The organism is Gemmobacter sp. (assembly GCF_046292685.1).
GTDB lineage: Bacteria > Pseudomonadota > Alphaproteobacteria > Rhodobacterales > Rhodobacteraceae > Wagnerdoeblera.
Genome location: NZ_JBKBQM010000018.1, coordinates 1 through 24,433 on the forward strand (window position 1 = coordinate 1; position 24,433 = coordinate 24,433).

Consider the following 24,433-nt stretch of genomic DNA (forward strand, 5'->3'; position numbering starts at 1 on the left):
ACACGATGCCGAACCCGCACAGCGCCGGGTTCTCGCCCGTGACCGTCACCACTGGAATGACACCGGCGGCGAAGGGGCTGGGGAAGGTCCAGGTGATGTCGCCGCTGCGGAACATCTGCCCCTCGGCGGTCGAGACGCTGGCGGCCGACAGGTCGGTGCGGATGCATTCCTGCCAGCCCGAGGCGCGCCGCTCGAACGCGCCGTTCGCGTTCGCGCCGAACTGCATCAATGCCCCGGTGGGTTGCCCGCCGGACTGGCTGACGGTGCCCAGCGCGTTGCCGGTGCCATAGGCGGTTTGCCAGGCGCCCCAGGTGCCGGCCTGGCTGGTGCGCCACGCCAGCCGCCCGCCGGCGCTGGAGGTGCGCTCAATGGCAATCTGCTGCGGCGCGCGCGTGCCCGCACCAAGCGCATGCACCACGATCACCGCGCCCTGGCTGAACCCCGGCCCGGTGCCGCTGGTGCCCCCCGTCATGTTGAAGCGGTAAAGCCCCGCCGGGGTCAGGGTATCGTCGAGGTTGGCCAGCAGCGGGGCATAGCTGCCCCCCAGCCCGAAGGCGCCGGTGGTGCCCGCCAGCGCCAGCAACCGGCCCGCCGTGCTGTCGGTCGAATTGGCGATCACCTCGCCCGACCGCAGCGCGCGGCCCTGATCCAGCATGGCGCCCATCACGAAGGTGCGCCAGCGCGCCGCGCTCCAGGTCAGCAGCACGGCCGAACCGGGCGGCAGGCTGCCGGTGGCGACATAGTCGATCAGGTCGCCCCCTTGGGGTTGCAGCGTGATCGTACCGGCGCCCTCGTTGCGGATCAGCACCGACCAGCCGGCATCGAGCGACGACAGCGCCGGCAGTGTCAGCGTCCAGCTGCCGGACAGGGCGTGCACGGTGCGCCCGCGGTCGGCCGCGGTCAACGTCGTCGCCACGCTGCGGAATAGCGCGCCGGCCTGCCCGACGCTGCCCAGCGCGGCCAGCGCGGCGGCCGGCGTGCCGTCGGCGCCCAGCAGGTCGGCGAGGAACGCCCGCAGGTCAGCGAACGTGGTTTTCATCTGCGCATTGGTGCGGGTCGATCCGGTGAAATCGGAACTCGGGGGCAGCGCGGGCATCAGGTTCTCCAGTAGGGGTCGGGGTCGGCGCCCCAGTGGGTTGCGGCTTCGGCCAGCCAGAACAGCCCGACCAGCGCGCCGACCGAGGCGACGGCCCAGGGCCCGGGGGCGAGGCCAAGGCCCCGCACGCGCACCAGCGTGCTGGCCGCATCGCCCACGGTCACCACCTGCTGGCTCGCGGTGGTATCGGCAACGCGGGTCCAGCTGACGGTGGTGTCGGCGAGGTCGAAGCCGTCGGCCAGCTCCACCTGATAGCTGTCGGCCCCCGGGGCCGGGCGCCAGGCCAGAACGGTCAGCCCCGGCCCGTCCGGCAGGCTGCGGGCCATCAGCTGGCCCACCACCGGCTGCACCGGCACGCGCGGCAGCGCCGAATAGCTGACCGGCTCGGCCACCGCGCCGGTTTCGGCGGTGTGCACGGCAGGATCCTCGACCACCGCTTCGATCAGCACGCGGTAATGCGTGCGCGGCGTGACGCTGGCCACCTTGGCCAGCGCGCGCCAGGTCTCGGCCTGCCCGAAGGCAACATGGGTGCGCTCGGCGTCGGGGCCGGTGAACGGGGCCGGGTCCGGCGCCTCGGCGAATTGCAGCACGTCGTCGGCGCCGCCGCGGGTGACGGGGTATGCACCTTGCACGCTGCCGTCGCGGGCGCGCAGGCCGGCAACGTGGCCGGTGCCCGACCAGTCCAGCGGCTCGGTGACGCGCAGGCGCAGGGTGGCGGCGTCCCAGGCGACGGCCTCGGCCTGCTGGCCCCAGCCGGGCATCGAATGCTGCACCGCGATCAGGTCGCCGATGGAGGGGATGAACCCCTCCATCTCGGTCTCGAACCGCACGGTCTCGCGGCGGTAGCGGTTGGCGGCGGCCTGATACAGCCCCTCGCGCAAGGCCTGGGCTGCGCTGGTCACGCCGAACAGGTCCATCGGTGCGGGGCGGGCAGCCGTGCTGCCGGGCAACCGCGCCTTGATCCGGCGCGGCTGCCAGACCTGACCGTCGAAAATCTGCACGTCCACCGCGTCGGCGGTTTCCGGGCCAGGCATCGCGAAATCCAGCGCGAAAGTGCCCTTCAGGATGTTCCGCTCCGAGAACATCTGCACCGGAACGCTGGCCGGGCCGTCGCGGGCGATCCTGAGCTTGCCGCCTTGCATGAAGATCCGCGACCGGCCTGCCATGGCAATCTTGCTGGCCGAGTCCCACCAGGTGCCGGCGCTGTCGAACCGACCGTTGAACGTGTCGCCGCGTTCGGCCCAGATCGCGTCCAGCGCCAGCAGCGCCGGCAGGTCAAGCCGGCTGTCCGGCAGGCGCGCGCCGTAGTCGGCGTTCCGCGCCGCGTCGGCCAGCGCCCAGGCGATGGACCGGGTGGCCTGCGGCGCCGTCCACGTGCTGCCGGTCCAGACCGGCAATTTGCGGGTGGCCAGAACCGCGATTTTTCGGCTGGCCTGCGCGCTGAGGTTGTTCGAGGCGCGCATGCGCAGCGCGATCAGCGTCACCGGGCCGAAATCCGCCGGCTCGGCCAGATAGGCGCGCAGGCCCGCCCAGATCACCTCGTGCCCGTCGGCGTCGACGGTCGATTTCTCGTCCAGCCGCCAGGCGCGCACGCGGTATCGGCCCGGCGTGGCCAGATCGTAGGTGAAGGTGCGCCGCTGCGGCGTGTTGGTGCGGTCGGTGATCGTCTCCTCGCCCAGCAGCACCCACCCCCCGATCGGCAGGCCGATGTCGTCGACCCGCTGCGCCTCGATGCGCACCGACAGGCTGATCGTGGCAAGACCGCCGCCGCTGGATTTGTAGATCCCGCGCGGCATCACCAGATCGATTCCGATGCGGTGCGCCACCGACTCCGGCGCCGATGCGACGAATCCGCTGGCGTTGCCCATCACGCTGGCGACCACAGCCTTGCCGGCCGCGGTCAGGCTGCCCGGGCTGGTGACGGTGTAGCTGTCGGCGCCCGGCACCGTGGCGATCTGGTAGACGCCTGACGGGTGCAGCGCGCTGCGCACCTCCAGCATGCCGCTGCCCGATCCGCTGCTGCCCAGCGTCACCGTCCACGACCCTGCTGCCACCGTCGCAATCGTGCCGGTGGTGTAAGGCAGTTCGCCGTTGGGAAAACTCAGGAACACCGTCTGCCCGGCGGTGCGGGTGTGGCTGGCCTCGGTCACGGTCAGCGTCGTGCCGGATCGCGTGAATGCCGCCTCGACGAACAGGTCGAGATGCACCGCCTGCCCGGTCGCGCGGTTGTGGGCGGTCTCGGTCACGGTGATCGTGGTGGCCGACTGCGCCCAGGTGCCCAGCGCGCGCCCGCGCAGCTCCTGCCCGGACACCTCGACCGAGGTCACGACCGCGGTCGGGAACAGGGTCACCTGCCCACCCGGCCCGACAACCTCGACCGTGATCTCGTCGAAAGCGCTGATCGGGGTGTCCTCGATCCGCAACTGTTCGATCTCGAATTCGCCGGCGCCCAGGCACAGCAGCTGGTAGAGGTATTGTTCGTTGCCGGCATACTCGGCATAGGGCTGTGCGGCGAAATCCGGGTAGCTCAGGACACGGCCGTATTGCACCGGGATCGGCGCATCCAGCCGGCCGACGTTGCCCTGGGCCTGCAGGTTGTAGGTCGGCGACGGGTTCGGCATCACCGCCTGTTTCGGCGGCGGCAACAAAGCGTTGATCAGCGCGTTCCCGGCCATGTAGATGCCAAGCGTTGTAATCTGGCCGAGAAAGGTCTTGCCGACAAGCGCGGTCGTTGTCCCTAGTAGGCCCGCAGCCGCCCAAGGCGCAAAGGCCATCAACGCCAAGCTCAGGACCAGACGCAGCGGGTTCGACCCGCCCTTGCTGCTGCCACCGCCGCGCGGCAGCACGATCACCGCCAGCCGGTCGCCGTCGCGCAGGCGCCGCCGCCAGCCGGCGCGCAGGACGGGGCGGCCGTTCAACACCGCCACGGCCGGGCGCCCCTGCGGCATCAGACGGCGGATGCGCAGCGGCCGGCGCAGGACGGCAACCGCGCGGCTGCCGATCGGGTCGAACGGGTTGCGGATCGCAACGACCTCGGCCCTCACGCTGCCACCCTCCGGTAAATCCCCGCGATCCGGTAGCCAAGGTCGGCCAGCCGCGGCAGCGGCGTCACGATCACGCCCGCCCCCTCCACGCTGTGCAGGCAGGCAGGCCCTTCGGGCAGCAGCACCAGCACGCCGACGTGGCAGGGCCATCGGCCTTTGGCCATCAGCACCGCATCTCCCTCGGCCAGCGGGGCGACGGCAGGTGCCCAGCCGGTGGCCTGATAATCGACAGCGAAGGCCCGGCGCGCGGCGCGCGGGTCGGCGGCATCGACCGGCACCGGCGGCACATCCCAGCCCCACCGCTCGCGCCAGACCGCGCGCGCGAAATTCCAGCAGTCGGAAACCCCGGCCACCCAGGGCCGACCGACCAGCTCTGCCGCCCAGTGACTCACGGCAACAGCCCCTTGAATTTGTCCAGATCGTAGACCAGCCGCGGGAACGCCTCGTTCAGCAGGTCCGGGAAGCCGGCCGTGGCGCGGATGCGCTGCGGCGTGGCGCTGACCGATTTCAGGTGCAGCACCAGCGGGGGGTCGTTTTCCGGCCCCGACAGCGGGTCGGACGACAGGTAGGCGCGATAGATCAGCTGCACGGGGTCGCCGGCCAGAACGGCCGCGCGCACCTGCGCCAGGATTTCCGGCGAGACGTTGTCGATCTCCAGCACGCACTGCGGCGCCCCGGCGCTGGTCTGATCCGGCGGCACCAGGTCGAACGCATAGGCCGCGAACTCGACCACCTGGCCGGCGTCGATCGGCGCCGACGCTTCCAGCCGCGCCGACAGCGACACGCGGTCGCGCACCACGCGCACCGGCACGGCGAATGCCGGGTGGTGCAGCTCGACCGTGTGCAGGATCACCTCGTCCACCGGCGCGCTGGCGTAGGCTTCGGCAATCGCGGCCGACAGGGCGGGGTCAGGCATAGCGCACCTCGACAGGGGCGGTCACGTGCACGTTGAGGCCGGACAGGATTTCCGTTTCGAACATTCCCTCGAATCGCGCTTCGACCGGCGCAATCGCGCCGCCGGTCCACAGCGGGATCAGCGCCCAGGCGCCGCCGCGACCGGCGCCGGTGACCGATCCGTCGGCGCCGGTGGGCAGAAACAGGTTGAAATCATTGGCCAGCGCGGCGTTGACCTCGCAGATTTCCACGCCCTTCGAGATATCGCCGGCGTAGCTCTGGTTGCCGGAATCGTCCAGCGCCAGCACCCGCAGCGCCGCCGCCGCGCCGCCGGCGCCTACGGGCGCGCGCAGGTCGACCCTGTGCCAGCCCGACGCCAGCGGCCGGACCGCGGCCGACACGACCCCGGACTGCCCCAGCACAACGCCCGCGGCGAGGTCGATATTGGCAAACCGGCTGGTTCCGTCACGGCCCACCAGCGCGACCCTGGCCCGGTTGCGCCCCGCTGCGCGCAGCGCGATGGTGACAAAAGCTGTCACCCCGGACACCAGCGCGGGCAGCGACCTGTCGACCCGGTGATCCCCCGTGGTTGCGGTTTCGGCCAGTTTTCCGGTGATCTGGCCGCCGGGGCCGACCCCGGCCGATGGGGCCCAGGAGGCGCCGGTCAGCGCCCAGGCTGACAGGTCGTCGGAATCGCCGGCCAGAGACCAGGGCAAATCCTCGAACCAGGCCCGAAACCCGTGGAACTGCAACGCGGTCATGCGCCAGACCGCCTGCACCCGGTCGCGGCGGGCGCGGGTCAGCACCCGGTTGCGGGATGCGCCGACCTCCATGTCGCTGCGCAGGAACGGATCGGCGGGGCTCAGCTGGTAGCCAGGGCCAATCGGCGACGGCAATGTTTCGGGCCAGTAGCGCGTCATCGGCCGACCCGCGCCAGGCCGTAACGGTCGCCCAGCATTCCGGCCAAAGACCCGACACCGCGGGCGGCGCGCTCGGTGATTGCGGATTCCACCTGTTCGATCATCACGTCCATCGTCATGGTCTGCCCGTCTGCCCGCTCGCGCCGCTCGATCCGGGCGTTCGGGTGGTTGTTGATGATGTTGACGATCTGGCGCGGCGGCGTGCCGGCGGGTTCGGCAGCGAGGGCGGCGTTCTCTGCCACGCGCGGCGCCTCGGCCATGCGGCCGATCACGCCGCCTTGCGCAAAAGCCTGCGGCGGGCGCATCCGCTCGCGCAGGTCGGGCAGCGCCACGCCCAGGGCCCCGCCGGGCGCGCGCTGCAGCGGCAGCACCGTCGCCCCGCCGGGGCCGGTGGCCAGCACGCCGGGCCCCTGCGGACCGGGGCGCAGCGGCAGGATGGCCTCGGGTCCGGCCTCGCCCATCAGCCCGGTGTCGGCGCCGCCGCGGATCGCGAACAGCGTCGGGCGGCCGACCACCTGGTTGCGGTGCGCGGCCAGCGGCGGCAGGTCGGGAACCCCGCCGGTGGCAAAGGGGATCACCCCGCGCGCGCCGACCACGCCGCCTTGCGCGAAGGGGAACAGGCTCATCAACCCGTCGATCAGCGGCGTAATGAACGGCGTCAGGTATTTCCTGGTAAACGCTCGCGTCAGCTCCATCAGCACGTGGTCGGCAAACGCGGTCATCGCGCTTTTGCCGCTGGCGATGCTGCGCGCAAAGTTCTCCTCGAAATTCTCGATCAGCGAGCGGCGTAGCTCCTCGCCCACGGTCTGCGCCTGAACGCCGAGGTCGGCCAGCGCCTGGCGCGCGGTTTCCGCCGCCGCTTTCCCCGCGGGCCCGAGGCGATCGAGCCGCGCAATCAGCTCGGCCAGCTGGTCGGCCGCGCGGGCCTTGGCATCGGCCACCGCATCCGAACCCTCGGCCACCGACAGCAGGCCCGCGCGCACCTTTTCGGCCACGGCCGCCTGCGCCAGCGACAGCTCGCCCAGGATTTCCGTGCCCTGCGCGGCCAAGCCGGCCACGGTGACGCGCGATGCCCCGCCGCCAACGGCGCCGCTGCCAACGGCGCGCCTGGACGGCGGCGGGGCGTTGCGGGTGGCAATCGCCTGCTGCGCCGGCGTCGGCTGCGGCGAGCGGCTGCCGTAGGCCACCATCGCCTGACCGCCCGGGCTGAATTCCACCTTCATCGCGTCCAGCGCGGCCTGAGCCCTGATCTGGACGGCGACGTCCAGGGCCACGCCCAGTTGCCGAGCCAGCCCAACCGCCTCGGCACGGGCGGCGGCGATTCCGGCGGCGATATCGACGTTGCTCAGTTTGACCTTGGCATCGTAGGCGTCGAGGATGGCGCGGGCCAGATCGGCGGAATAGTTGGCGGCCTTGATCTGCTCCTCCAGCGCGGCGCGCTCGTGGGCGGCGCGCAACGCGGCGACCTGGGCGCTGGCTTCGCCGTGGGTTGCGATGGCGCGCCGCAGCTCTGCCTCGCGCTCCAGCTCGCCCAGCAGCTTTTCGCCGCCGGCCTGCGCGCGCGCGGCGGCAATCTGACGCTGCAGATCGAGGATTTCCTGATACCGCGCGACGTTGCCGGGCAAAGACGGGTCCACGCCGGCCTCGCGCGCGCGGTTCAACGCGTCAAGTTCGACCTTGGTCAGGCCGGCCTGCTCGGCCTCGCGCTGCAACGCTGTGATGACGCCCTGATAGCGCTCCTCGGCAATCCGGGCCTGTTCCTCGGCCGAGCGGCGTGCAATCTCCTCCTGCTCGGCCAGACGCCGCGCGCTGATGGCGCGGAGTTCCGCCTCCATCTCCTCGATGTCGCTCAGGATCGTGGCACGCTGGCCCGGCGTCAGGCGGAACGGGTGCCAGGCGGCCCGGGCGTCGTCCTGCGCCAGCTGGTCGCGCGCGTCGTTGATCTGCCGCACCAGATCGGTGACCGCAGCAAAATCAGCGTCCTCTGGCGCCAGCGCCTCGCTGATCCTGCGCGCACCGTTCGCAATCGTGCCGACCACATATTCGAGCCTGGTGAGTTCCGCCACGCGGCTGCCGAGCACCTCGAACAGCCGGCCCGAGTTTTCGGCCAGCGTGTCAAAGGCCCCGGCCAGGCCCCCGCCGGCGGCAGCCCCGGCGCCGCCGACCTGCGCCTCGATCTGCTGCAGGATCAGCCCCTGCGCCTGCGCCGCCTGTCCGGTGGCCATCAGCTGTTTGATGACCTCTTTCTGCGCGGCGCTGAACGAAACTCCGACTTTGGTCAGCGCCGACAACCCCTGCTCGGGGTTTTCCAGCGCCTTGCCCAGCTGCACCGCGGCGCTTTCGATCGTGCCGAATCCGACGGCGGCCAGATCCTGCGCGGCGCGGATCGTGCGGTCGAACGTCTCTCCGGCGATGCTGCGGAACGTCAGCAGTTGCGTCGCGGCGGCGCGCACTCCGGTCGTGCTGGCCAGCGTGTTGCGGCCCAAATCCAGCGCCAGCCGGTTGATATCCTCCCACGTTCGGCCGGCCGCGCCGCCGGTGGCGCGGATCACCTGTTCCGTGGTCAGCATCTGCGTTTCCATCGCGGCAAAAGCCGCGACGGATTTCGCGCCGACCGCGGCCAGCGCCGCGCCAAGCGCCGCGCCTGCCAGCGCGGCGGCCCCCATCAGCGGCGGCAACCCGGCGGTCACGCCGCCGATCTGCTGCAGCTGCTGCGCTGCCCCGCCGATGGCCGGCACCGAACTGGCCAGGTTGGCCCCGAACAGCTGCGCCGCGCGCGCGGCCTGCTGGCCCGCGCTGCCTGTCTGGCTGAGGCCCGCGCCCAGATCGCGCAGGCCGCCGGCACCGCTGCGCCCCGCATTGCCCAGGCCGCGCAGGTCGTCGGCCACGCGCCGGATATCGTCGCGGGCGCGGCCGGTGTCGGCGGTGATGCGGAACGAGAGGTCTTGCGCGGTCATGGAGATTCTTTCAGGCCAAATCCGGCCAGCGCGGCCGCCAGGGCCGCGCCGTCATCGTCGCCGTCGTCGTCGTCTGAAACCGGACGTTCGGCCGGGGCGAGCCAGGCGTCGATCTCCTCGGCCGTGCCGGCCTGCGCCAGCCGGATCGTGGTGATCCGCTGGCGCGCTTCCATCGCATCGACCGCCAATGCCCCGTCGATCAGCGCCGAAACCTGCACCATCGTCAGGTCGAGCACGTCGTTCAGGGCGTAGCCGCGTCGTCCGAGCCAGGCGAAGACGACGCTCCAGCGCTGGAAACCAGCGCCGCCATCGCCGCGCGCGCCGCCTCGATCTGCGGACGCACGCGGGCGACGAAAAAATCCGCATTCACCTCGACCACGGCCCTCGCCAGCTGAATGAACTCGTCGGCCCACAGCTCGGCCAAATCGGCCTCGGGCAGGCCGCTGCCGATCGACACCGCGCGCAGCATCGCCGCCTCGTGGTCGACCGCTGCGGCCAACAGGTCGCCGGCCAGCACCAGCGGCAACGCCGGCTCGATCGCGCGCAGGAACCCGGCGTATTGGCGCAGGCGCAGCGGCAGCAGGTCGACGTGCCGCCCCCCGACCGTCACGCGGCGAGGGGCGGGGGCGAAAATCTCCAGATCCTGCATCACGAGAACGCGATCCTGATTTCGTCGTTGCCAGCGACGGGCAGGAACCGCAGGTCGGGTGCCACCAGGTGCCGGCCCTCGTAATCGACGATCTCGGGCGTGATCCGCTGGACCGCGCCGGCATGGATGGCCACGCGGCTCCCCGCAGCCGATCCGTGTCGGAAAGACATGGAGGTCAGCTCGTTGGCGTTCAGCGCCGTGCGCCATGCCACCTCGTCGTCCGCGGTCAGCGCGCCGGTGAATTTGCCGGTGGTCTCGCGCGCCGTGATGTCGATCGACTCGCCACCCAGCAGCTTGATGTGGCTGACGGTGTTGCCGAGGTCGATCTGCAACCCGCGCGACGGCAGGATCGTGCCGCCGCTGACCCAGCCGCCGGAGTAGGTGCCGCCGATGGAAATATCTCCGCTGTTCTCGTCGCTGATCACGAGCGGGCGCTGCCAGGCCGAGAAGTTCGTGTTGGGCGTGGACTGGGTGAAGGCGTTGGTGTCGAACCCGTGGAACGTGAAGTTCAGCATCGGCCGCTCATAGGCGGTCATGTCGATCTGCACCGTGCCGCGGCATCCGCGCGACACATACATCACGCCGTCGACGAAGTAGCGCAGCGTCACCGACTCCTGCGCCGTGGTGATCGGGTTGTAGCTGACGTTCGCCGGCGGGCCGACCGTGATGGTCTCGGCCATGCCGCAGGCCCGCAGCAATTTTCCGAAAGCGGGCGGCGTGGCAGCCGCGCCGCTGCCGGCCAGTTCCACAGAAAACTCGATCACGGCCTTGCGGCTGGCGATCAGATGTTCCGACCCGCCGAAGTAGTTGCGGATCAGGTCGCGCGGAACGGTATCGCGCTCGATCCGGTGGCGCGGCGTGCCGGCGATCAGGATTGCCGAGGATCCGTTCCAGGTGATGCCGGCGCTCGACCCGTAGGTCGTTTCCAGCTCGGCCTGGATCACGGTGTTGCGGACGTGACGGCTCATTGGTCAGGCTCCTGTGTGGCAGCGCGCAGCGCGCCGGTGGCGGGGTTGAAGACGTAACTGCCGCCCTGCGACGGCAGCGGCGGGTCGACGATCGGCGCCGCCACCGGCGGCTTTTCCGACACGGTTTCGGGCGCCGCGGGCGAGGGCCCGGGCGCAGCTTGGGTCTTGACCATTGGCACCTCTCAGATTTTCAGGATTTCGTGGGTGGTCGAAAAATCCTCGCGCCAGCCGGCGATCCCTGGGCGCCACTGGTCGAGCCTCCCGCCAGCCGCGGCCAGCGCGGTGAACTCTGCCGCCGGCGTCCAGCCGATCAGCGCGGCGCGCAACTCGGCGCGCAGATCGTCCAGGTCGTCGGCGGCGCCGGCATCGGTGTCGCCGTCGCGGCGGCGCTGCAGCAGGATGAACACGCCGAAGGTCAGCACCTCCTCCTGGCTGTGCACCCCCAGCAGCCTGGGCGGCTGCGGCGTGGCCAGAACGGGCGAAACCAGCGCGGCCGGATAATCCAACTCCTCGGCACTGCTCAGCGCGTGATCGACCTGGGCGAACCCCGGGCATTCGCTGCGGACGCGGGAAATCACGTCGCGCAGCCTCACGGCAGTTCCTCCAGTTCGAACGCGACGAACGCATCGGCGGCCGGCGACCCGCTCGGGATCGGCCGCAGCAGCCGGAAAGTGCGGCCCGAAACGGCGCAAAGCGCGCCTTTCCCGACCAGCGCCGCATCGGGCGCCCGCAATCGCAGAACGGGCAGGATCGCCAGCCCCGGCCTGCCGTCGCCAACGGGATCGTCCACCGGGATTTCCCGGAACACGCCCCGAACGGCAACAGGCGCTCCGCCGACCGGGGTCAGCGTGACCGGGCCACCGAACACACCGTTCAGCAGCCCGGTCAGACCGTCGAACGGGCTCGTCACAGCGTGAACGCGCCCGTCAGCAGCACGCGGCCGGTCGTCTCGCCAGCGCCGGAACCGACCACGGCAACCGCCACCCCGATCAGCTTGTTGGTGCTGGCGGTCGTGGTGCAGGCGCTGCCGTCCCAGTAGATGCGCGCGCCGACCGTCCAGGCTTGCGAGCCAACCTTAGGCAGGTCGAACACGCCGTTGGTGGCAATCTCCACGGGCTCGCCGCTCAGCGCGTCGTGCACGGCAACACCGAACAGGCTGCCGACCAGGACGCCGGCGCCGGATGCGACGTTGGCAGGGGCGGCGACCGAGATGCGGTCGCCGGGTTGAACGTAGTTTTTCATCTTGAACTCCCGAGGGGTTGAAACGCGAAGGGGCGCCCGGTGGGCGCCCCTTCGGTCAGGTCACGTTGTCAGGCGAGCGGTCAGGCGCCGGCGTTCTTGAAACCGCCGCGGAAGTCGATCGCGCCGCAGCCGAAATCGTGTTCCAGGCTCAGCTGGGTGCCCTGCACGCCGAACACCTCCTCGATGCGGAACCGCGGCGCGTCGTAGCCCTCCAGCAGACCCCACTCGAAACAGGGTGCATCGTTCGGGCTGGCGAACAGATACCAGGCGTTGCCGGTGATCCAGGGCGTGGACAGCGTGGTCATGATTCCCGAGAACGGGTTGACCTCGGTTGCGGCCGAAGGCGTGGTGCTGGTCGCCAGCTGCTGGGCTTCCAGCCACTTGGCCGGGCCGGTCAGCAGAACGGCCGGGAACAGGCCCAGCTTTTCGCCATCCTTGCTGGTCTTTTCCATCAGCGCCTTGGTGCCGATCCCGACCGAGGCGACGGTGATCGCCGCGTTGGCGCTGGCCTTGGTGCCGTCGGTGGTGTTGAACACCTGCCGCGTGGTTTCCAGCAGCGTCGGCCCGTCGGCGTTCGCGCCGCCCAGCATCATGGCATAGAACACCCGCTCCTCGAACCGCGCCACGGCGGCGGCACGGTCGTTCAGCACCTGCGTGATCGCGTCGAGCGAATCGTTGACCAGCATCTGCCGGCTGATGCCGACGCGGACCCCGTAGGGCTTGACCGAGGTGGTTTCCCTGGCCTCGCCGAACGTGCCGGATTTCAGCTCGCCTCCCTCGGGGCTCACCTCCTGCATCAGCGGGAAATCGCCGGCGCGCACGGTGGTGTGCGGGCGGAAATCGGCATAGGACCGCTGGCGCGCAATCGCGCGATAGGTCGGCGTTGCCATCCGGTAGCGCGCGGCCAGCGAACGGTTCAGCGCGTTCTCGAAAATCGCCGGGAAATCGCTGGTGGAATGGAACGCCATCCGCACCAGCTCCTCGCGGCCGGCGAACGTCGACGGCACCCGGCGCTGCCCGGTCAGGTCGGCGGCCATATCCACCAGACTGTGGCCCATGAACTCGCGCGCCTGATCCTCGGGCGCCACGCGCGACAGCCGGGCGTAAAGCGCGCCGGTCATCCGCTCGCGGCGGGTTTCGGCCTCGTCGCGCACGATCCGCACGCCGCTGCCAACCGGCGGCTCACCGGCTGCCATCAGCGCCAGCATACGCTGCGCGGCGGATTCCGCCGTCGCGCCGCTGGCGATCATTTCGTTGACGGCCGAGGGCGTCAGGCGACCCGACGCGACGAACGGTTGCGCGGCCTCCATGATCGCCGTCACGCGCTGGCGCTCGGCCTGCACGGCGGTGGCCTGCATTTCGGCAGGGGTCTGGGTCGGGGCGGCCGGTTGCTCGGCCGGGGTCGTGGGGGTGGCAGTCATGCTGCTCTCCTCTGCAATGGCCGAACGGGCCGGGGCACCGCGGAACGCGGCAGGTTCGCGCGCCGGAACATGGTTCTGGTCGCGCGGTTCGGGTCTGCGGCTCAGCACACGCCGGGCCGCTGCCGTCATCGCGGCCAGGGCCGCCTGACGGGTATTCGGGCGCGCCATGCGCGCCGCCATTTGCGGATCCTGCTCCTCGGGGTCAGTCACGACCTCGGTCGCGAAACCGGCCGCCAGCGCCTCGGCAGCCGTCAGGAACGTTTCCGCGGCCATCATCTCGCGCACCGCGTCGACGGTCTGGCCGGACGCGCGCGCGTAAACCTGCGCCGCAACCGCGCTGATCTTTTCCAGCACGTCGGCCTCGCGGCGCAGGTCGTCCTGAGTCCCCCAGGCACCGCCGCGCGGGTCGTGGATCATCAGCAGCGAACCTTCCGACATGGCGCGCTCTCGCGCCCCCATCAGGATCAGCGAGGCCGCCGACATGGCGACACCCTCGACCACGATCCGCACCCCGCCCGGGTGCGCGGCAAACTGCGCCCGGATCGCCTCCCCCGCCTCGACGTGCCCGCCGTAGGACGACAGCCGCACCGTCACCCGACCCGGGCCGATCTCGGCCAGCGCCTCGCGCACCATCCGGGGGCAGAAAAACACGTCCTCTGCCCACATATACCCGGCCCAGGTGTCGCTCAGCACCTCGCCGGCCAGAACGATCTCGCCGTTCAGGATCAGTTCCCGCCCGTGCCTCATCGCGTTTTTCCCTTCGCTGTTGCAGGCCGCGCCGCTGCACCAGGGCGCGGCGCCGGCTCGGGCAGCTTCGCTGCCGCATCCTCGTCGATATCCTCGACCCGCTCCTCGCGGATCACGTCCGGGTCGTATCCCAACGCGCGCTGCACCCGCTGGCGGCTGGTCAGGCCGGCGTCGATCTGCGTGATCGCCGCCGAAATTTCGCCCTCCGGGTCGATCAGCGGCCGACGCGGCGGCGTCCATTCGATCACGAAATCCGGGCGCGGGATCGGCAACAGGCCCGGGTTGGCCTGCGCCTGCATCGCCCAGGATTCCGAAATCCAGCGCTCCAGCCCCGCCCCCAGCTGCGCCACCATCAGCGTCTGCTGCCAGGTCTCGACGTTGCGGTCGAATTCCATGCGGCCCATGCGCGCGCTGCTGAAATTCACCCCCGACAGATCGCCCGAAAGCGACTCGTAGGACAGCCCGATTCCCATTGCGCAGGCGCGCAACCCGGCCGCCATGAAATCGGCGTAGCCCTCCACCGCCGGCGGGTGGGTCCAGTTGATTTTCGTGCCCGGCGGCGCCGTGACGATTGCGCCCGGCTCCAGCGCCTCCAGCCCGGTTGGCGCATCTTTCGACGTCTCGACACCCTCCTCGCGCTCGATCACGCCAGCCATCAGCGACGACACGCGCTGTTTCAGGATCTGCGCTTCCTGGTAGTCGGACAGCTCGCCCATCGTCATCAGCACCGGCGCCAGCCAGGGCACGCCGCGCAGCTGCCCGGGCCGGTCGAACCGGCGCAGGTGGATCACGTCTGCCGCCACAACGCGGGTCGAGGTCGGATCGCGCGCCACGCTGACCGCGCCGGGGTGGCGGTCGAACAGGTGATAGGCCACGATGCGGCCCGTGACCTGATCGTATTCCACACCGTCGATCACCTCGTTGCCGTTGAACGACTGGATCGAGTCGTTCAGGTGGTCTGCCTCCAGCACCTCGATCTGCCAGGGCAGCATCAGTCCGGCGCCATAGACCCCGCGGCGAGACCTGCGGCGGATCAGGCATTCGCCGTCGCTGAACACCGCCCGCATCGCCACCGCTTGCACCTGCGGCAGGTCCAGCTCGCCGCGCGTGTCCAGCGCGCGCGTCATCAGATGGCGCCACAGCACCGCTTCGATCCGCTGCCGTATCTCCCTGTCGTCGTGCGTCACCGAAAACTGCACCCCGGTCCCGACGACGTGCGCAACCACCACCTCGCGCGCCCGCACCGCGTAGGGCCGGTTGCGCAGGAAATCCCGGCTCAGCTGGCGCAGCTGGCGCAGGCTGCCATGCGCCGCCGCATCGGCACTGGTGCCTGGCGATTTCCAGCCATAGGTGCGCCGCCCGCGGCTCGCCGCATCGAAATTCATCAGCGCCTGCGCGCGCAGCCGTTCCTGAATCCGGCGCCGCCCCGCGCCAGGTGCCAGCGCGAGGATGATGCGGTCCAGCGCATTCGCCACGTCAGAGGCCCCGGCCCGTCGTCGGATAGATCACGCCGAACTGGTGGCGCGTGGCGGCGGTGCCGCTCAACTCGGCATCCATCAGCGCGAGGATCTGGCGCATCTCGGCCAGGCTGCGGTATTTCACCCGCTCCTGCCCCATCTGCACCTCCAGCGCGCCGCGCGCGATCGCCTCGGCCAAGGCCGTGCGCTGCTCCACGGTGAATGCCATCAGCGTCTCCTCAGCCAGTTGATCTTGGTCTTTTTCGGGGGCTCCGGCGCCGCCCACGTTACCGGCGGTGCTACGGGTTCTGCGCCAACGCCCTGCGTGCTCGGGTCGTCTACCGCCGCCGCAGGTTGCGCCGCTTTCGGTGCCACTGGCGCCGCCGCGAACAGATCGCCTTGCGCATCCTCCGGCGCCCCCCCGCGTTCGGCCTCGATCTCGGCCCACCGCTCGGCGGGCAGCCAGTGCCAATCTTTCAGCCGTGCGGCCGCCTCGGCCATCAGCATGGTGTCCAGCGCCTCGTTGCGCCGGCCGGCCTCGGCAATCCGCCACCGGCTGACCATCACGCCAGACGGGCTGCGCTTCAGCTCGCGCACCTCGGCGGTGATCTGGCGGTAGTATTCGTCGCCCAGGCCGGCTGCGAACCGGATATGCCCGCGCGCCGTGGGGTCGGTGACTGCCAACCGCGTGTAGAACTCGCCTTTCATGCCCGACACGCCGAGTATCCAGCCCTGCCGCATCCGGCGCTTCGCGCGCCGGTCGCTGGCCTTGTCGAACGTCATGCGCTTCATCGGCGGGGCGGTCTGGCTGCCGCTGCCCTTGGTCACGATCACCCGCGTGGGCTGGTGGCGCATCGCCCATTCCCAGACGTCGTCGGTATAGGCGCCGCCGTCGATTGCCAGCGCGTCGATCTGAACCTTGCGTCCGAGCGTGGTCTGGAACCGCGCTGTCAGCAGGCTGTCCAGCGCAGCGCGGGCTTCGTCCGACCGGATGTGATACTGGATCACGATGTTGTCGATCACCCAGCGGGTGAAGTTCGGCCCGAAGGCGACGATCTGGACCTCTGTCCTGTCCTCCTGGCAATCGACCCCGGCCGCCAGAATGAACGCAGCGGCCGGCAGGATGCCGCGCGGCAGGGGCTTCGGCGCGGGCGGCGCCGGCCGCTCGGCCCGGTCGCGCAACTTCTCCCAATCCGGCCCCGCCACGGCCATCTTGAACGGCTCGCCCAGAACGTCGTTCCAGAACGTCTGTTCCGTCTCCTCGCGCGCCGCCGCCCTGGCCTGCTGGCGGTCGGCCTCGTCCGCGTCGTCGGAGGTCGCCGCGGCCCAGCCGACCACGCGGGCATATTCCACCGCGATGGATGCCCAGTCCCGCGTCGGACTGTAGGCGCGCCAGATGTGAAACGACGGATGGTCGCCCCGCGGGTTCTGTGCCACCCAGCGCCCACGCTGCAACATCGCCATCTTGTGGCGATGCTCGATCACGCAACCGCATGCGTCGCAGGTGAAATGCGCCTCGGCCAGCCGGTCTGGGTGCAGGCTGCGCTTGAAATTCTCCCAGGTCAGGGGCGCGAAGTGGTCGCAGTGCGGGCACGGCACATGGAACAGCCGCTGGTCGCCGCGCTCGTAGGCTTTGGTGACCCGGCAGGTGCCGTCGATCTGCGGCGTGCTGTTGCGCACGATCTTCGCATCCTCGAAGGCGCTGGCGCGCGAAACCGCCAGCTGCTCCGGGTCGCCTTTCGGTGTCATCTCGTATTTGGAAACCTCGTCCATCAGGACAAGGCGCCGGGTCGTCGTGGCCAGGTCGTCGGGCGACCCGGCGGATACCACCTTCAGGCTGCCATCCCGCCGCAGGGTTTCCTGATCGGTCAGCGTATCGGTCTGGTCGCCCTGCCCGGTTCCGAAGATGCGCCGCAGGCTCGGCGCCTGGCGGCGCATCGGCATCCACTTCGTCCGCATGAATTCGCGGGCGGTGTTTGCCGTCGGCAGCACCACCAGCGAATCCACCGGCCCGTATTCGTGCCAGGCCGCCACCGTCGGCAACAGCAGCGACACCGTGCCGCCGATCTGCGCCGATTTGCGGATCGTCACCTCGCGCGCCGGGTGTTCCGGGCTCAGCACCTCGTGGATTTCCCGCAGGAACGGGAAGTTGCGGATGTCGAACGGTCCAGGCAGCGGGCTGCGTGCGTCGAACACCACGTTGCGCTCGCACCAGGCGGTGATGTCGGGCGGCGGCGGCGGCGTCAGCGCCAGGGCAACGGCGCGCGCCACCACCCGCTCGGCCGGGGCGATGAACCCCATTTCAGAAATCCGCCTCCTGTTCGGCCGCGGTCAGTTTCGCCGCATCCGCCCGCATCGCAGCCGCTGCGGCGCGCTCGCCCCGGTGCCGGCGCCACGCGGCATTCAGGATCGCCCGCACCTGCTGGCGCTGGGCGCCCAGCGCCTCGGCCAGTTCGACCGAAACCTGCCGCAGGAAACCGTCGATCTGCGCCAGCTCCTGCCCGATCTGCGCCAGCACCTGCGCCTGCACCTCGGAGGCCAGCACCAGTGTTGCCTCGCGCTGGTCGTTGTCGTAGCGCGCGGCCCTTGCCTGCTCCTCGATGCGCATGGCGCGGGCGATGTCGTAACGCCGCTTGATGTCGGCATCCATGCCGGCCGTGTCGTCGGCATCGTCTGCCGGGGGGGGCGGCGCAGAGATCGCCCCGATCCGCTCCAGCGTCTGCCGGCCGTTGCCCAGCGCCTGCGCGACGTCGAGCGAACGGTTCAGCGCGACCTGCACGGCGGCCAGGTCGAACCGCCGCGCCCGCCCGTCGCCCGTGAAGGTGCCCCGCAGTTTACCCTCGGACACCCACTGGCTGACACGCCCCTTGCTCACGCCCAGTTCGGCGGCAAGGTCGGTCGTGCTGAGATGCGGCATCGGACCTCGGTTCAGGCGCTGGGCGGTGTGGTTTAGCCCGCGCCGGTTTAGGCTGGTTTAGTCGTTTATCCCACCAAACACATCGGGGTGCGAATTACCCGCGCGCGGTGGGTGGTCGGGAAGGACCCAAGGGGGTGGTCACCTGGCGGTGGCGATGGCCTGGGCAAAGCGGCGGGCGAAGTGTGCCGGGAACTTCTCTTGCGCTTCGGCCTTGGCAGTTTCGTAGAAGCCGAGGCGCGGCTTGTAGCTGGGCATCGACTCCGTGAACAGCGCAATCTTGTCGATAGAGCCGTCGGTGTTGCGCCGCCAGATGCCAGGCGACAGCTCGCCCTCATCCGGGACAAAAAACGTCGCCCGGTTCCTGTTGCGGCGCGCCGATGCGGCAGTCGTATTCGCGGCGCGGTCGCGCTGGGCGCCGAGGCCGGACAGCGCCTGATTGCGTTCGCCAGACGACCAGTTGCCGAACGCATCGCGCTTGGCCCTGGCGGCGGGGATCACAGCCGCGATGATGCCCGAGTAGGCAAGGCGGGTGGACAGAAGCTTTTCGACGCCGGTCTGCGGGCGCACGCCACCGCGTTCCTGAACCTTGAGGTAATGCCGGGGGCCGACGCTCGGCCTCTCCTTCACCTCTGCAACGAGGGCATCCTTCGTCGCGCGCCAGACGTGGAACGCGTTCTTGGTGAACCGCGTCGGGCGGTCGAACACCACATCCATCTGCCGCTGGATCAGCGCCAGCGCGTCGGCGGCCGTGTCGTTCAGCGCCAGCATGGTCGCATAGGGCAGCTGTCGCGCTTCGATGTTCGACATTTTCCGGCCAATGGCCGCGTCGTCCATCTGGAACCGCAGCATGGTGCCCCCGCCCAAGCAAAAGGCGCCGCAGGTTTCCCCCCGGCGCCTTGCCCGCAGTTTCCTGCGATGATGCATTTCTGCGCGCGTTCGCGGCGCCTGTCAAGGGATTGCGTCCAGACCCTCCCTCAACCGCTGCATGTAGCGTTCGCGCTGGGCGGTGTTGCCGTGCCAGATCGGCTGATCGTCGATCGCCACGCGCTCGACCACGGCGCGCGAGGCGGGCGGAACGGCCGCCCATAGCCGGCGGAACCAGGCGCGCGCGTCCACTCTGGCCGCCTCGGGGTCGGCATGGCCCGTGCGGTCGATCCGCAGCGCGGCCAGCGGGTCGCGCTCGCGCATCCCCTCGGCCGCCATCCTGAGCCGTTCCGCTGCGGCCAGCTGCTGCGCGCTGAGGCGACCCTGGACGTGGTAGACGCGCACCCAGGGCAGGCGACGGCGCCGGCGCACGCCGTTCGGGTTCGGCGTCTCGCGCCCCGTGCGCGGATCGAACTCGGCGGCAGGTTCATCGATCAGCCGGTCCTGGTTGGCCGGGCCGTCCGCGCCTTTGTCCCATGAAGTCGGCGTGGCCGGCAGGGAAACCGGCCGCGGCCGGCGATTGCGCCCCTTGCGGGTGACGGGCTTCATTCTTTCACCTCGTCGAACAGGCCTGCTTCGAGACCCCGGCAGTCCCGGCCCGACGCGGCGCAGGCGCGCAAGCGTTCCGGCGGGCGCCGAGTTTCAGGCTCCGTCATGCGCGGCCCCCTTGCTGACCGGCAGGCGCAGCTGGTGCCAACGCTGCTGGGCCTGGCGAAAGCTCAGCCCGTTCCGATCAGCCCAGGCACACAGATCGGCGTAGCGCCCGCCGGTGCTGGCCAAGCTGGCGGCGCGGTCGTCGATGAAGGCGGTGTCCCGGCCGACCGGCAAGGCGGGGGGTTTCGGCGCATCCTTGCGCGGTTTGGAGTGCAGCCCGGCGCCCGCGCCGGCGGGGCGGCTGACCCGCGGCAGGCCGCGCGCGGTCGGGCTGAGGATCTGCATTTCCCGCATCACCCGGCGCAAGCTGCTTTCGTGCAGGCCAAGGGCCTCGGCCGCGGCCACGGTGCTGCCGTGCAGGTCCAGGGCCGCGACAATGGCGGCACGAGGCGGGCGGGAAACGCGGGGGCGGCTCATCAAAACCTCCGGTCGGGAAACAGGCGGGCGGTGTCGGTCGGGCCAATCATGCGTTCGCCTTGTTTGCTGCAATGAACTTGTCCAGGCAGTCCTGAAGCGCCCGTCTCAGTGCCGTCACCGGGTGATCCTGGGTGATAACCACCCCCGCAGGCAGGACCACATAGAGTTCGACCTGCACCAATCCGAATTCGGTGTGCCGACGAAGATGAATGGCGTAGGTCTTGAGACCTTCGTTCATGCCGCCTCTCCATCGAATTTGCCAGATTCCAGACCGCAGGCATCCCAGCCCGGGCGGAAAACGCGGGAACGGCTCATCGAAACCTCCAGTCGGGAAACAGGCGGGCGCACAGCGATCCGGGGCCGGTGGCAAACACCACCGAGGCGCGGCGCAATTGGTCGGGCGTGCACAGCCCTTCGTGCATCAGCTCGTCGGCCTCGGCGCGGGTGATCGTGGCGGCCAGGGTCGAGCACGACTTGACCCACTCGGCCGATTTCCGCAGGTTCGCCATCCGCAATTCGGCGGCGCGTTCCGGCGTCAGCACCGGCGATTTCCCGGCGCGTCTGGCCAGCCCGTCGGCAAAGCGCTGCATCGCCCGGTCCACCGCCCGCGGCCCATCGGGCGGCGTAGGGTTGCTGTTCCGCGTCTCGGCGGCGCAGGCCACGATCTGATCGTCGCTGAGGCCGAAGTTGCGCCAGCGTTCCAGGTAGGTCAGCGCGCCCTGCCCTTGCCACCAGTGCGGCAGGTCGGGGTTGGCGGGGTCGTGGTTGACCGCGACGAGGACGCGGCGCAGCAGCGACAGCAGGGCCGAGGCGGGCGGTTCGGTGTTGCCCTTCGAACGATCCGAACGCATCGCGCGCGCCTGCGCGCCCTCCTCCTCCTCTGATGGATCCTCTGATGGATCCTCTGATGGTTCCTGCCTTATAGTAACCGGCAAAATCTGCCGGTTGGTCGTGCAGATTTTGCCGGTTGCAGCGGAAAAATCTGCCGGTTGGTCGGTCGGAAAATCCGCGTCTTCAACCGGCAGATTTTGCCGGTTGCTGCTGTCGGAGACGGTCATTTCCGACACATCCTGCGGCGTCAGAATCGGGTGATCGTCGGATTTCAGGATCGGCCTGCGGCCGGAAAACCCGACCAGCAGGATCACGTCCGACCGCCGGCTGCCGTCCTTGCGGCGGCGGCCCAAACGCGCGATCAGGCCGGCCTCCTCCAGCGCGCCCAGCGCGCTGCGGATCGTGCGTTCGGAACAGGCGCAGTCGGCTGCCAGCGTTTCCTGATCGGGCCAGCAGACGCCGCAATCGTCGGCGTAGTTCGCCAGCATCACCAGCGCGAATTTCGGCGCCATCGCCAGCCCCGGAACGCTGCGCGCCCAGTTCATCGCCTGGATGCTCACAGCCGCCCTCCCTCGATCGCGGCCAGCACGTCCAGGATCGCGCCCAGCACGCTGGCCGGCGCGTCCTCTGGCGGCGACAGGCGGCGCGGGGTCTCACCGGCCAGGCAGACACCCAGCCGGCCGTAGGGGTCCGGCTCGCGGGCGTAGGACCGCCCCATGTCCACCACGCGGTGGCCGGCCTGCAGCTGGAGGCTGAACGTCACGCAGGCGTCGGCGACGGTGGCGGCCATGTCGCCGCCCTTGAGCGTGCTGGCGAACACCTCGCGCAGCGCGCCCGTCGACGGGTCGAACCCCGCGCAAAGCACGAAGCGGTGGCCGCGCCATTCAAGGTCGAGGCTCAGGTTCGGTCGCCGGTCCGGCAGGCGCGCGCGGGTCACAGCCAGACCCTCGCGCGCATCGGCACACCGGCGGCCTGCACCGCGGCCAGCGCCTCATCCACGGAGCGGACCACGAAATACCGGTGGCGCATCCCCTCGACCGCGGCGGCAAACCGCTGCTGGCGCTCGGTCGGACGGCCAGTCCCGGATTTCACCTCGAAGAAAAGCACCGCGCCCGGGCGCCCGTCCACCGAGGGCAACAGCGCGATCAGGTCGGAAAACCCCGGGTGCGCGCCCATCGAGGCCGCCATCGCCTGCTGCCGGCGCGCCCAGTCGCTCGACCCGCGAACCTCGTGGTTGCAGGCCTGCACGATCGAGCCGAAGGGCAGCACCGCGCGGAGCAGGTGCACCACCGCGCGCTGGATGTCTGCCTCGGGGTGGCATCTGTGTTCGGTCATGCAACCTCTCTCTCGTCATACAGGCGACTGCGGGCGAACACGGTGCGGAACGCGGCGGTGACAGCCTCCTCGACCTCGCGTTCGGTCACCCCCCGACAGGGCGCGCGCGCGGGGGCGACGAACCCGGCCAAAATCGTCCTAAAAGCGGCTTCGATGGCGTGGTCGATCTGGGCGGCGGTCGGGCCGACGGCGGCATCCACGGCCCGCATCTCAACCCATCCCCAGCGCGGACAGATACATCGCCAGCACCGCCTTCTCCTCGGCGATCTCGTCGGGCTTGCGCTTGCGCAAGGCGATGACCTTGAGCATGATCTTGCCGTCGTAGCCGCGGCCCTTGGCCTCGGCCATCAGTTCCTTCTGCTGCTCGGCGACGTCCTTCTTTTCCGCCTCCAGCTGTTCGTAGCGTTCGATGAACTGGCGCAGCTCGTCGGCGGTGACGGCGTAGGCATCGGGTGTTGCGGTCATGGGAATCCTCGGTCAGTCGAAAAGCCCGGGCTGTGGCGGGGCGGAAATTGTCAGCGCCGCATCGCGCCGCGCTTCGGCGGCGCTGCGGTGAGCGGCACAGGCCCACAGATAGCCGCGCCGACCCGGCGGCAGGGCGGCGCGCGGGCCCGGCAGGCGGTAGCCGAACGGCGCGGGGCCGGCGCCGCAGATCGTGCAGGGGTGTGCGGCGGCCGTCATGCCGCCGCCTTTCCGAACTGCATCAGCCGCGCGACAAAGGCATCGCGCCGCGCCACGGTCAGCGGGATGCGGTGTCCGGCTGCCGCCTTGTCGGCCGACTGGATCACCAGCCATGGCGAATGGCGCCGCAGGAACGCGGCCAGGTCCAGCGCCTGCGCCGCAGGATGCAGGGCCAGCGCGTTCAGCCAGGGCGTCAGGATCATGTCGGTGTAAAGCTCGGTCTTGCGGCCCTCGTCCACCGCGCGGATCGCGCGCAGCCCGGCGGTCAGGGCGCCGGAATGCCCGGCCTCGACCAGCCGCCGCACCAGCCCGATGCAGTAGACCTGGCCCGGCCGTTTGTCGGCGGCCTTGACGTTGTTCCACTCCATCAGCACGCAATCCGCCGCAGCGACGGCGTTGCGCGCGCGGATCGCCCAGGCCTCGCCCGCGACCAGCGCCGCGCGATAAAGGTGGTGGCCGGAGACCTTGATCGCCTTGGAATTGATGTCGATGAATGCCTGCGCCTGCGCCTGCGGCGCGATCAGCGCCACCATCGCCGGCACACGCTCGACCCCGCACAGCGCGGCGGCGTGGACGCGGTGCTGCCCGTCGATCACGGCGAAGCGCCCGCCCTCGACCGGCGCGACGACAACCGGGGTGAAACGCGACCAGTCGAACGCGGCAGCGATGCGGCGGATCGCAGCCCAGTTGATCTCGCACAGCGGGCGCTGATAGCGTTCGTCGATCACCAGCTCGGCCAGCGTCAGCCATTGCAGCACCGGCGCGGGCTGGTCGCGCAGCGGCACGGTGCCGAACGCGGATCGGTCGATTTCACGGTATGTCACGTCACCCTCGCAGAAATGCGGTGGCCGGTCACGCCCGGCCACCAGTCACCAACCGAGTAGGAGGACGGGGCGCCTTCGCAGCACGCAGCCGCGCCCCCGGTAGCCGCCCTGCGCGTTGCCCGCGCCGGATCGTGTGCGAATGGGTTGCCCGCCGCCGGGTTCAGGAATGTGGCGCATTCGGTCAGCGCGGCGGCGGGCCTTGGGTGCGGGACCAGCGCCGAAACGCGCGGTTCCACGGCTGCGCCGGGCACCTGCCGCGGCGGTCGGGCGACATGCCCGGACGGGTCGAACGCGGCTTCGGCTTTCTCCGGCTGGGTCTCGCAGACTTGTGGGGCGAATGCGCGCGCGCCCCCCGCGCCGGAATCCCGCCCGCCGCGCTTTGTGGTCACGGGCTGCCTACACAGGCTCACAGCCGCGCTCGGTGCGCCAGCCCCACCCGCCGCGTTGCCGGTCAG

At 70.4% G+C, this 24,433-nt stretch carries 28 protein-coding genes and 1 pseudogene; all 29 read right to left on the bottom strand.

Going from position 1 to position 24,433, the window contains the following annotated elements; genetic code table 11:
• A pseudogene (locus tag ACK4S2_RS06915) lies at positions 1–1,096 on the bottom strand (hypothetical protein); the annotation flags it as partial.
• Entirely contained in the window at positions 1,096–4,140 is a 3,045-nt protein-coding gene (locus tag ACK4S2_RS06920) for a host specificity factor TipJ family phage tail protein (protein ID WP_409622036.1), read from the bottom strand. The gene ACK4S2_RS06920 and the pseudogene ACK4S2_RS06915, both read right to left, overlap by 1 nt.
• Entirely contained in the window at positions 4,137–4,532 is a 396-nt protein-coding gene (locus ACK4S2_RS06925; protein ID WP_409622038.1) for a hypothetical protein, read from the bottom strand. Before ACK4S2_RS06925 ends, ACK4S2_RS06920 begins: the two co-directional genes overlap by 4 nt.
• Entirely contained in the window at positions 4,529–5,056 is a 528-nt protein-coding gene (locus ACK4S2_RS06930; RefSeq protein WP_409622041.1) for a DUF1833 family protein, read from the bottom strand. Before ACK4S2_RS06930 ends, ACK4S2_RS06925 begins: the two co-directional genes overlap by 4 nt.
• The gene (locus tag ACK4S2_RS06935; protein WP_409622044.1) at positions 5,049–5,954 is read right to left on the bottom strand and encodes a hypothetical protein; all 906 of its coding nucleotides are present in this window, start codon (positions 5,952–5,954) and stop codon (positions 5,049–5,051) included. Before ACK4S2_RS06935 ends, ACK4S2_RS06930 begins: the two co-directional genes overlap by 8 nt.
• Positions 5,951–8,911, bottom strand: coding sequence for a hypothetical protein (locus ACK4S2_RS06940; RefSeq protein WP_409622047.1), 2,961 nt, complete (start codon positions 8,909–8,911; stop codon positions 5,951–5,953). Before ACK4S2_RS06940 ends, ACK4S2_RS06935 begins: the two co-directional genes overlap by 4 nt.
• Positions 8,908–9,147 (bottom strand): hypothetical protein, encoded by a 240-nt coding sequence (locus ACK4S2_RS06945; RefSeq protein WP_409622050.1) that lies wholly within the window; start codon positions 9,145–9,147, stop codon positions 8,908–8,910. The genes ACK4S2_RS06940 and ACK4S2_RS06945 overlap by 4 nt, the downstream gene beginning before the upstream one ends.
• Before the next feature lie 5 nt (positions 9,148–9,152).
• Positions 9,153–9,563 (bottom strand): hypothetical protein, encoded by a 411-nt coding sequence (locus ACK4S2_RS06950; RefSeq protein WP_409622053.1) that lies wholly within the window; start codon positions 9,561–9,563, stop codon positions 9,153–9,155.
• A complete protein-coding gene (locus tag ACK4S2_RS06955; protein ID WP_409622056.1) occupies positions 9,560–10,528 on the bottom strand; it encodes a phage tail tube protein in 969 nt (322 codons plus the stop codon). The genes ACK4S2_RS06950 and ACK4S2_RS06955 overlap by 4 nt, the downstream gene beginning before the upstream one ends.
• Complete coding sequence (locus tag ACK4S2_RS06960; protein ID WP_409622058.1) at positions 10,525–10,701, bottom strand: hypothetical protein; 177 nt, start codon at positions 10,699–10,701, stop codon at positions 10,525–10,527. Before ACK4S2_RS06960 ends, ACK4S2_RS06955 begins: the two co-directional genes overlap by 4 nt.
• A gap of 9 nt (positions 10,702–10,710) precedes the next feature.
• On the bottom strand, positions 10,711–11,121 hold the full coding sequence (locus tag ACK4S2_RS06965; RefSeq protein WP_409622061.1) for a hypothetical protein: 411 nt from the start codon (positions 11,119–11,121) through the stop codon (positions 10,711–10,713).
• On the bottom strand, positions 11,118–11,438 hold the full coding sequence (locus ACK4S2_RS06970; protein ID WP_409622064.1) for a hypothetical protein: 321 nt from the start codon (positions 11,436–11,438) through the stop codon (positions 11,118–11,120). The genes ACK4S2_RS06965 and ACK4S2_RS06970 overlap by 4 nt, the downstream gene beginning before the upstream one ends.
• Positions 11,435–11,770 carry a DUF2190 family protein gene (locus ACK4S2_RS06975; protein ID WP_409622067.1) on the bottom strand — a complete coding sequence of 112 codons (336 nt, stop codon included), beginning with the start codon at positions 11,768–11,770 and terminating at the stop codon, positions 11,435–11,437. Before ACK4S2_RS06975 ends, ACK4S2_RS06970 begins: the two co-directional genes overlap by 4 nt.
• Before the next feature lie 80 nt (positions 11,771–11,850).
• Positions 11,851–13,938 (bottom strand): head maturation protease, ClpP-related, encoded by a 2,088-nt coding sequence (locus ACK4S2_RS06980; protein WP_409622070.1) that lies wholly within the window; start codon positions 13,936–13,938, stop codon positions 11,851–11,853.
• A complete protein-coding gene (locus tag ACK4S2_RS06985; RefSeq protein WP_409622073.1) occupies positions 13,935–15,413 on the bottom strand; it encodes a phage portal protein in 1,479 nt (492 codons plus the stop codon). Before ACK4S2_RS06985 ends, ACK4S2_RS06980 begins: the two co-directional genes overlap by 4 nt.
• Before the next feature lies 1 nt (position 15,414).
• Entirely contained in the window at positions 15,415–15,624 is a 210-nt protein-coding gene (locus ACK4S2_RS06990; protein ID WP_409622076.1) for a phage head-tail joining protein, read from the bottom strand.
• Complete coding sequence (locus tag ACK4S2_RS06995; protein WP_409622079.1) at positions 15,624–17,696, bottom strand: phage terminase large subunit family protein; 2,073 nt, start codon at positions 17,694–17,696, stop codon at positions 15,624–15,626. Before ACK4S2_RS06995 ends, ACK4S2_RS06990 begins: the two co-directional genes overlap by 1 nt.
• Before the next feature lies 1 nt (position 17,697).
• On the bottom strand, positions 17,698–18,312 hold the full coding sequence (locus ACK4S2_RS07000; RefSeq protein WP_409622082.1) for an excisionase family DNA-binding protein: 615 nt from the start codon (positions 18,310–18,312) through the stop codon (positions 17,698–17,700).
• 138 nt (positions 18,313–18,450) lie between these two features.
• On the bottom strand, positions 18,451–19,161 hold the full coding sequence (locus ACK4S2_RS07005) for a hypothetical protein (protein WP_409622085.1): 711 nt from the start codon (positions 19,159–19,161) through the stop codon (positions 18,451–18,453).
• 99 nt (positions 19,162–19,260) lie between these two features.
• Positions 19,261–19,785, bottom strand: a complete 525-nt coding sequence (locus ACK4S2_RS07010; RefSeq protein WP_409622087.1) for a hypothetical protein — start codon at positions 19,783–19,785, stop codon at positions 19,261–19,263.
• Between the two features lie 93 nt (positions 19,786–19,878).
• Positions 19,879–20,307, bottom strand: coding sequence for a hypothetical protein (locus ACK4S2_RS07015; RefSeq protein ID WP_409622090.1), 429 nt, complete (start codon positions 20,305–20,307; stop codon positions 19,879–19,881).
• 46 nt (positions 20,308–20,353) lie between these two features.
• The gene (locus ACK4S2_RS07020; RefSeq protein WP_409622093.1) at positions 20,354–20,545 is read right to left on the bottom strand and encodes a hypothetical protein; all 192 of its coding nucleotides are present in this window, start codon (positions 20,543–20,545) and stop codon (positions 20,354–20,356) included.
• 73 nt (positions 20,546–20,618) lie between these two features.
• Entirely contained in the window at positions 20,619–21,698 is a 1,080-nt protein-coding gene (locus ACK4S2_RS07025) for a helix-turn-helix domain-containing protein (protein WP_409622096.1), read from the bottom strand.
• Positions 21,695–22,075 carry a hypothetical protein gene (locus ACK4S2_RS07030; RefSeq protein WP_409622098.1) on the bottom strand — a complete coding sequence of 127 codons (381 nt, stop codon included), beginning with the start codon at positions 22,073–22,075 and terminating at the stop codon, positions 21,695–21,697. The genes ACK4S2_RS07025 and ACK4S2_RS07030 overlap by 4 nt, the downstream gene beginning before the upstream one ends.
• Complete coding sequence (locus ACK4S2_RS07035) at positions 22,072–22,473, bottom strand: VRR-NUC domain-containing protein (RefSeq protein WP_409622101.1); 402 nt, start codon at positions 22,471–22,473, stop codon at positions 22,072–22,074. The genes ACK4S2_RS07030 and ACK4S2_RS07035 overlap by 4 nt, the downstream gene beginning before the upstream one ends.
• Positions 22,470–22,682 (bottom strand): hypothetical protein, encoded by a 213-nt coding sequence (locus tag ACK4S2_RS07040; protein ID WP_409622104.1) that lies wholly within the window; start codon positions 22,680–22,682, stop codon positions 22,470–22,472. Before ACK4S2_RS07040 ends, ACK4S2_RS07035 begins: the two co-directional genes overlap by 4 nt.
• 1 nt (position 22,683) lies before the next feature.
• Positions 22,684–22,938 (bottom strand): DUF2312 domain-containing protein, encoded by a 255-nt coding sequence (locus tag ACK4S2_RS07045; RefSeq protein ID WP_409622107.1) that lies wholly within the window; start codon positions 22,936–22,938, stop codon positions 22,684–22,686.
• A gap of 12 nt (positions 22,939–22,950) precedes the next feature.
• A complete protein-coding gene (locus ACK4S2_RS07050) occupies positions 22,951–23,154 on the bottom strand; it encodes a hypothetical protein (RefSeq protein WP_409622109.1) in 204 nt (67 codons plus the stop codon).
• Complete coding sequence (locus ACK4S2_RS07055; RefSeq protein ID WP_409622112.1) at positions 23,151–23,978, bottom strand: ParB N-terminal domain-containing protein; 828 nt, start codon at positions 23,976–23,978, stop codon at positions 23,151–23,153. Before ACK4S2_RS07055 ends, ACK4S2_RS07050 begins: the two co-directional genes overlap by 4 nt.
• Positions 23,979–24,433 lie beyond the last annotated feature (455 nt).

Bases quoted from the DNA above. Each gene is read 5' to 3' on its own strand.
- ACK4S2_RS06930 (WP_409622041.1), bottom strand. From the start codon at position 5,056: ATGCCTGACCCCGCCCTGTCGGCCGCGATTGCCGAAGCCTACGCCAGC.
- ACK4S2_RS06935 (WP_409622044.1), bottom strand. From the start codon at position 5,954: ATGACGCGCTACTGGCCCGAAACATTGCCGTCGCCGATTGGCCCTGGC.
- ACK4S2_RS06940 (WP_409622047.1), bottom strand. From the start codon at position 8,911: ATGACCGCGCAAGACCTCTCGTTCCGCATCACCGCCGACACCGGCCGC.
- ACK4S2_RS06955 (WP_409622056.1), bottom strand. From the start codon at position 10,528: ATGAGCCGTCACGTCCGCAACACCGTGATCCAGGCCGAGCTGGAAACG.
- ACK4S2_RS06960 (WP_409622058.1), bottom strand. From the start codon at position 10,701: ATGGTCAAGACCCAAGCTGCGCCCGGGCCCTCGCCCGCGGCGCCCGAA.
- ACK4S2_RS06975 (WP_409622067.1), bottom strand. From the start codon at position 11,770: ATGAAAAACTACGTTCAACCCGGCGACCGCATCTCGGTCGCCGCCCCT.
- ACK4S2_RS06980 (WP_409622070.1), bottom strand. From the start codon at position 13,938: ATGAGGCACGGGCGGGAACTGATCCTGAACGGCGAGATCGTTCTGGCC.
- ACK4S2_RS06990 (WP_409622076.1), bottom strand. From the start codon at position 15,624: ATGGCATTCACCGTGGAGCAGCGCACGGCCTTGGCCGAGGCGATCGCG.
- ACK4S2_RS06995 (WP_409622079.1), bottom strand. From the start codon at position 17,696: ATGGGGTTCATCGCCCCGGCCGAGCGGGTGGTGGCGCGCGCCGTTGCC.
- ACK4S2_RS07000 (WP_409622082.1), bottom strand. From the start codon at position 18,312: ATGCCGCATCTCAGCACGACCGACCTTGCCGCCGAACTGGGCGTGAGC.
- ACK4S2_RS07005 (WP_409622085.1), bottom strand. From the start codon at position 19,161: ATGCTGCGGTTCCAGATGGACGACGCGGCCATTGGCCGGAAAATGTCG.
- ACK4S2_RS07010 (WP_409622087.1), bottom strand. From the start codon at position 19,785: ATGAAGCCCGTCACCCGCAAGGGGCGCAATCGCCGGCCGCGGCCGGTT.
- ACK4S2_RS07015 (WP_409622090.1), bottom strand. From the start codon at position 20,307: ATGAGCCGCCCCCGCGTTTCCCGCCCGCCTCGTGCCGCCATTGTCGCG.
- ACK4S2_RS07020 (WP_409622093.1), bottom strand. From the start codon at position 20,545: ATGAACGAAGGTCTCAAGACCTACGCCATTCATCTTCGTCGGCACACC.
- ACK4S2_RS07035 (WP_409622101.1), bottom strand. From the start codon at position 22,473: ATGACCGAACACAGATGCCACCCCGAGGCAGACATCCAGCGCGCGGTG.
- ACK4S2_RS07040 (WP_409622104.1), bottom strand. From the start codon at position 22,682: ATGCGGGCCGTGGATGCCGCCGTCGGCCCGACCGCCGCCCAGATCGAC.
- ACK4S2_RS07045 (WP_409622107.1), bottom strand. From the start codon at position 22,938: ATGACCGCAACACCCGATGCCTACGCCGTCACCGCCGACGAGCTGCGC.
- ACK4S2_RS07050 (WP_409622109.1), bottom strand. From the start codon at position 23,154: ATGACGGCCGCCGCACACCCCTGCACGATCTGCGGCGCCGGCCCCGCG.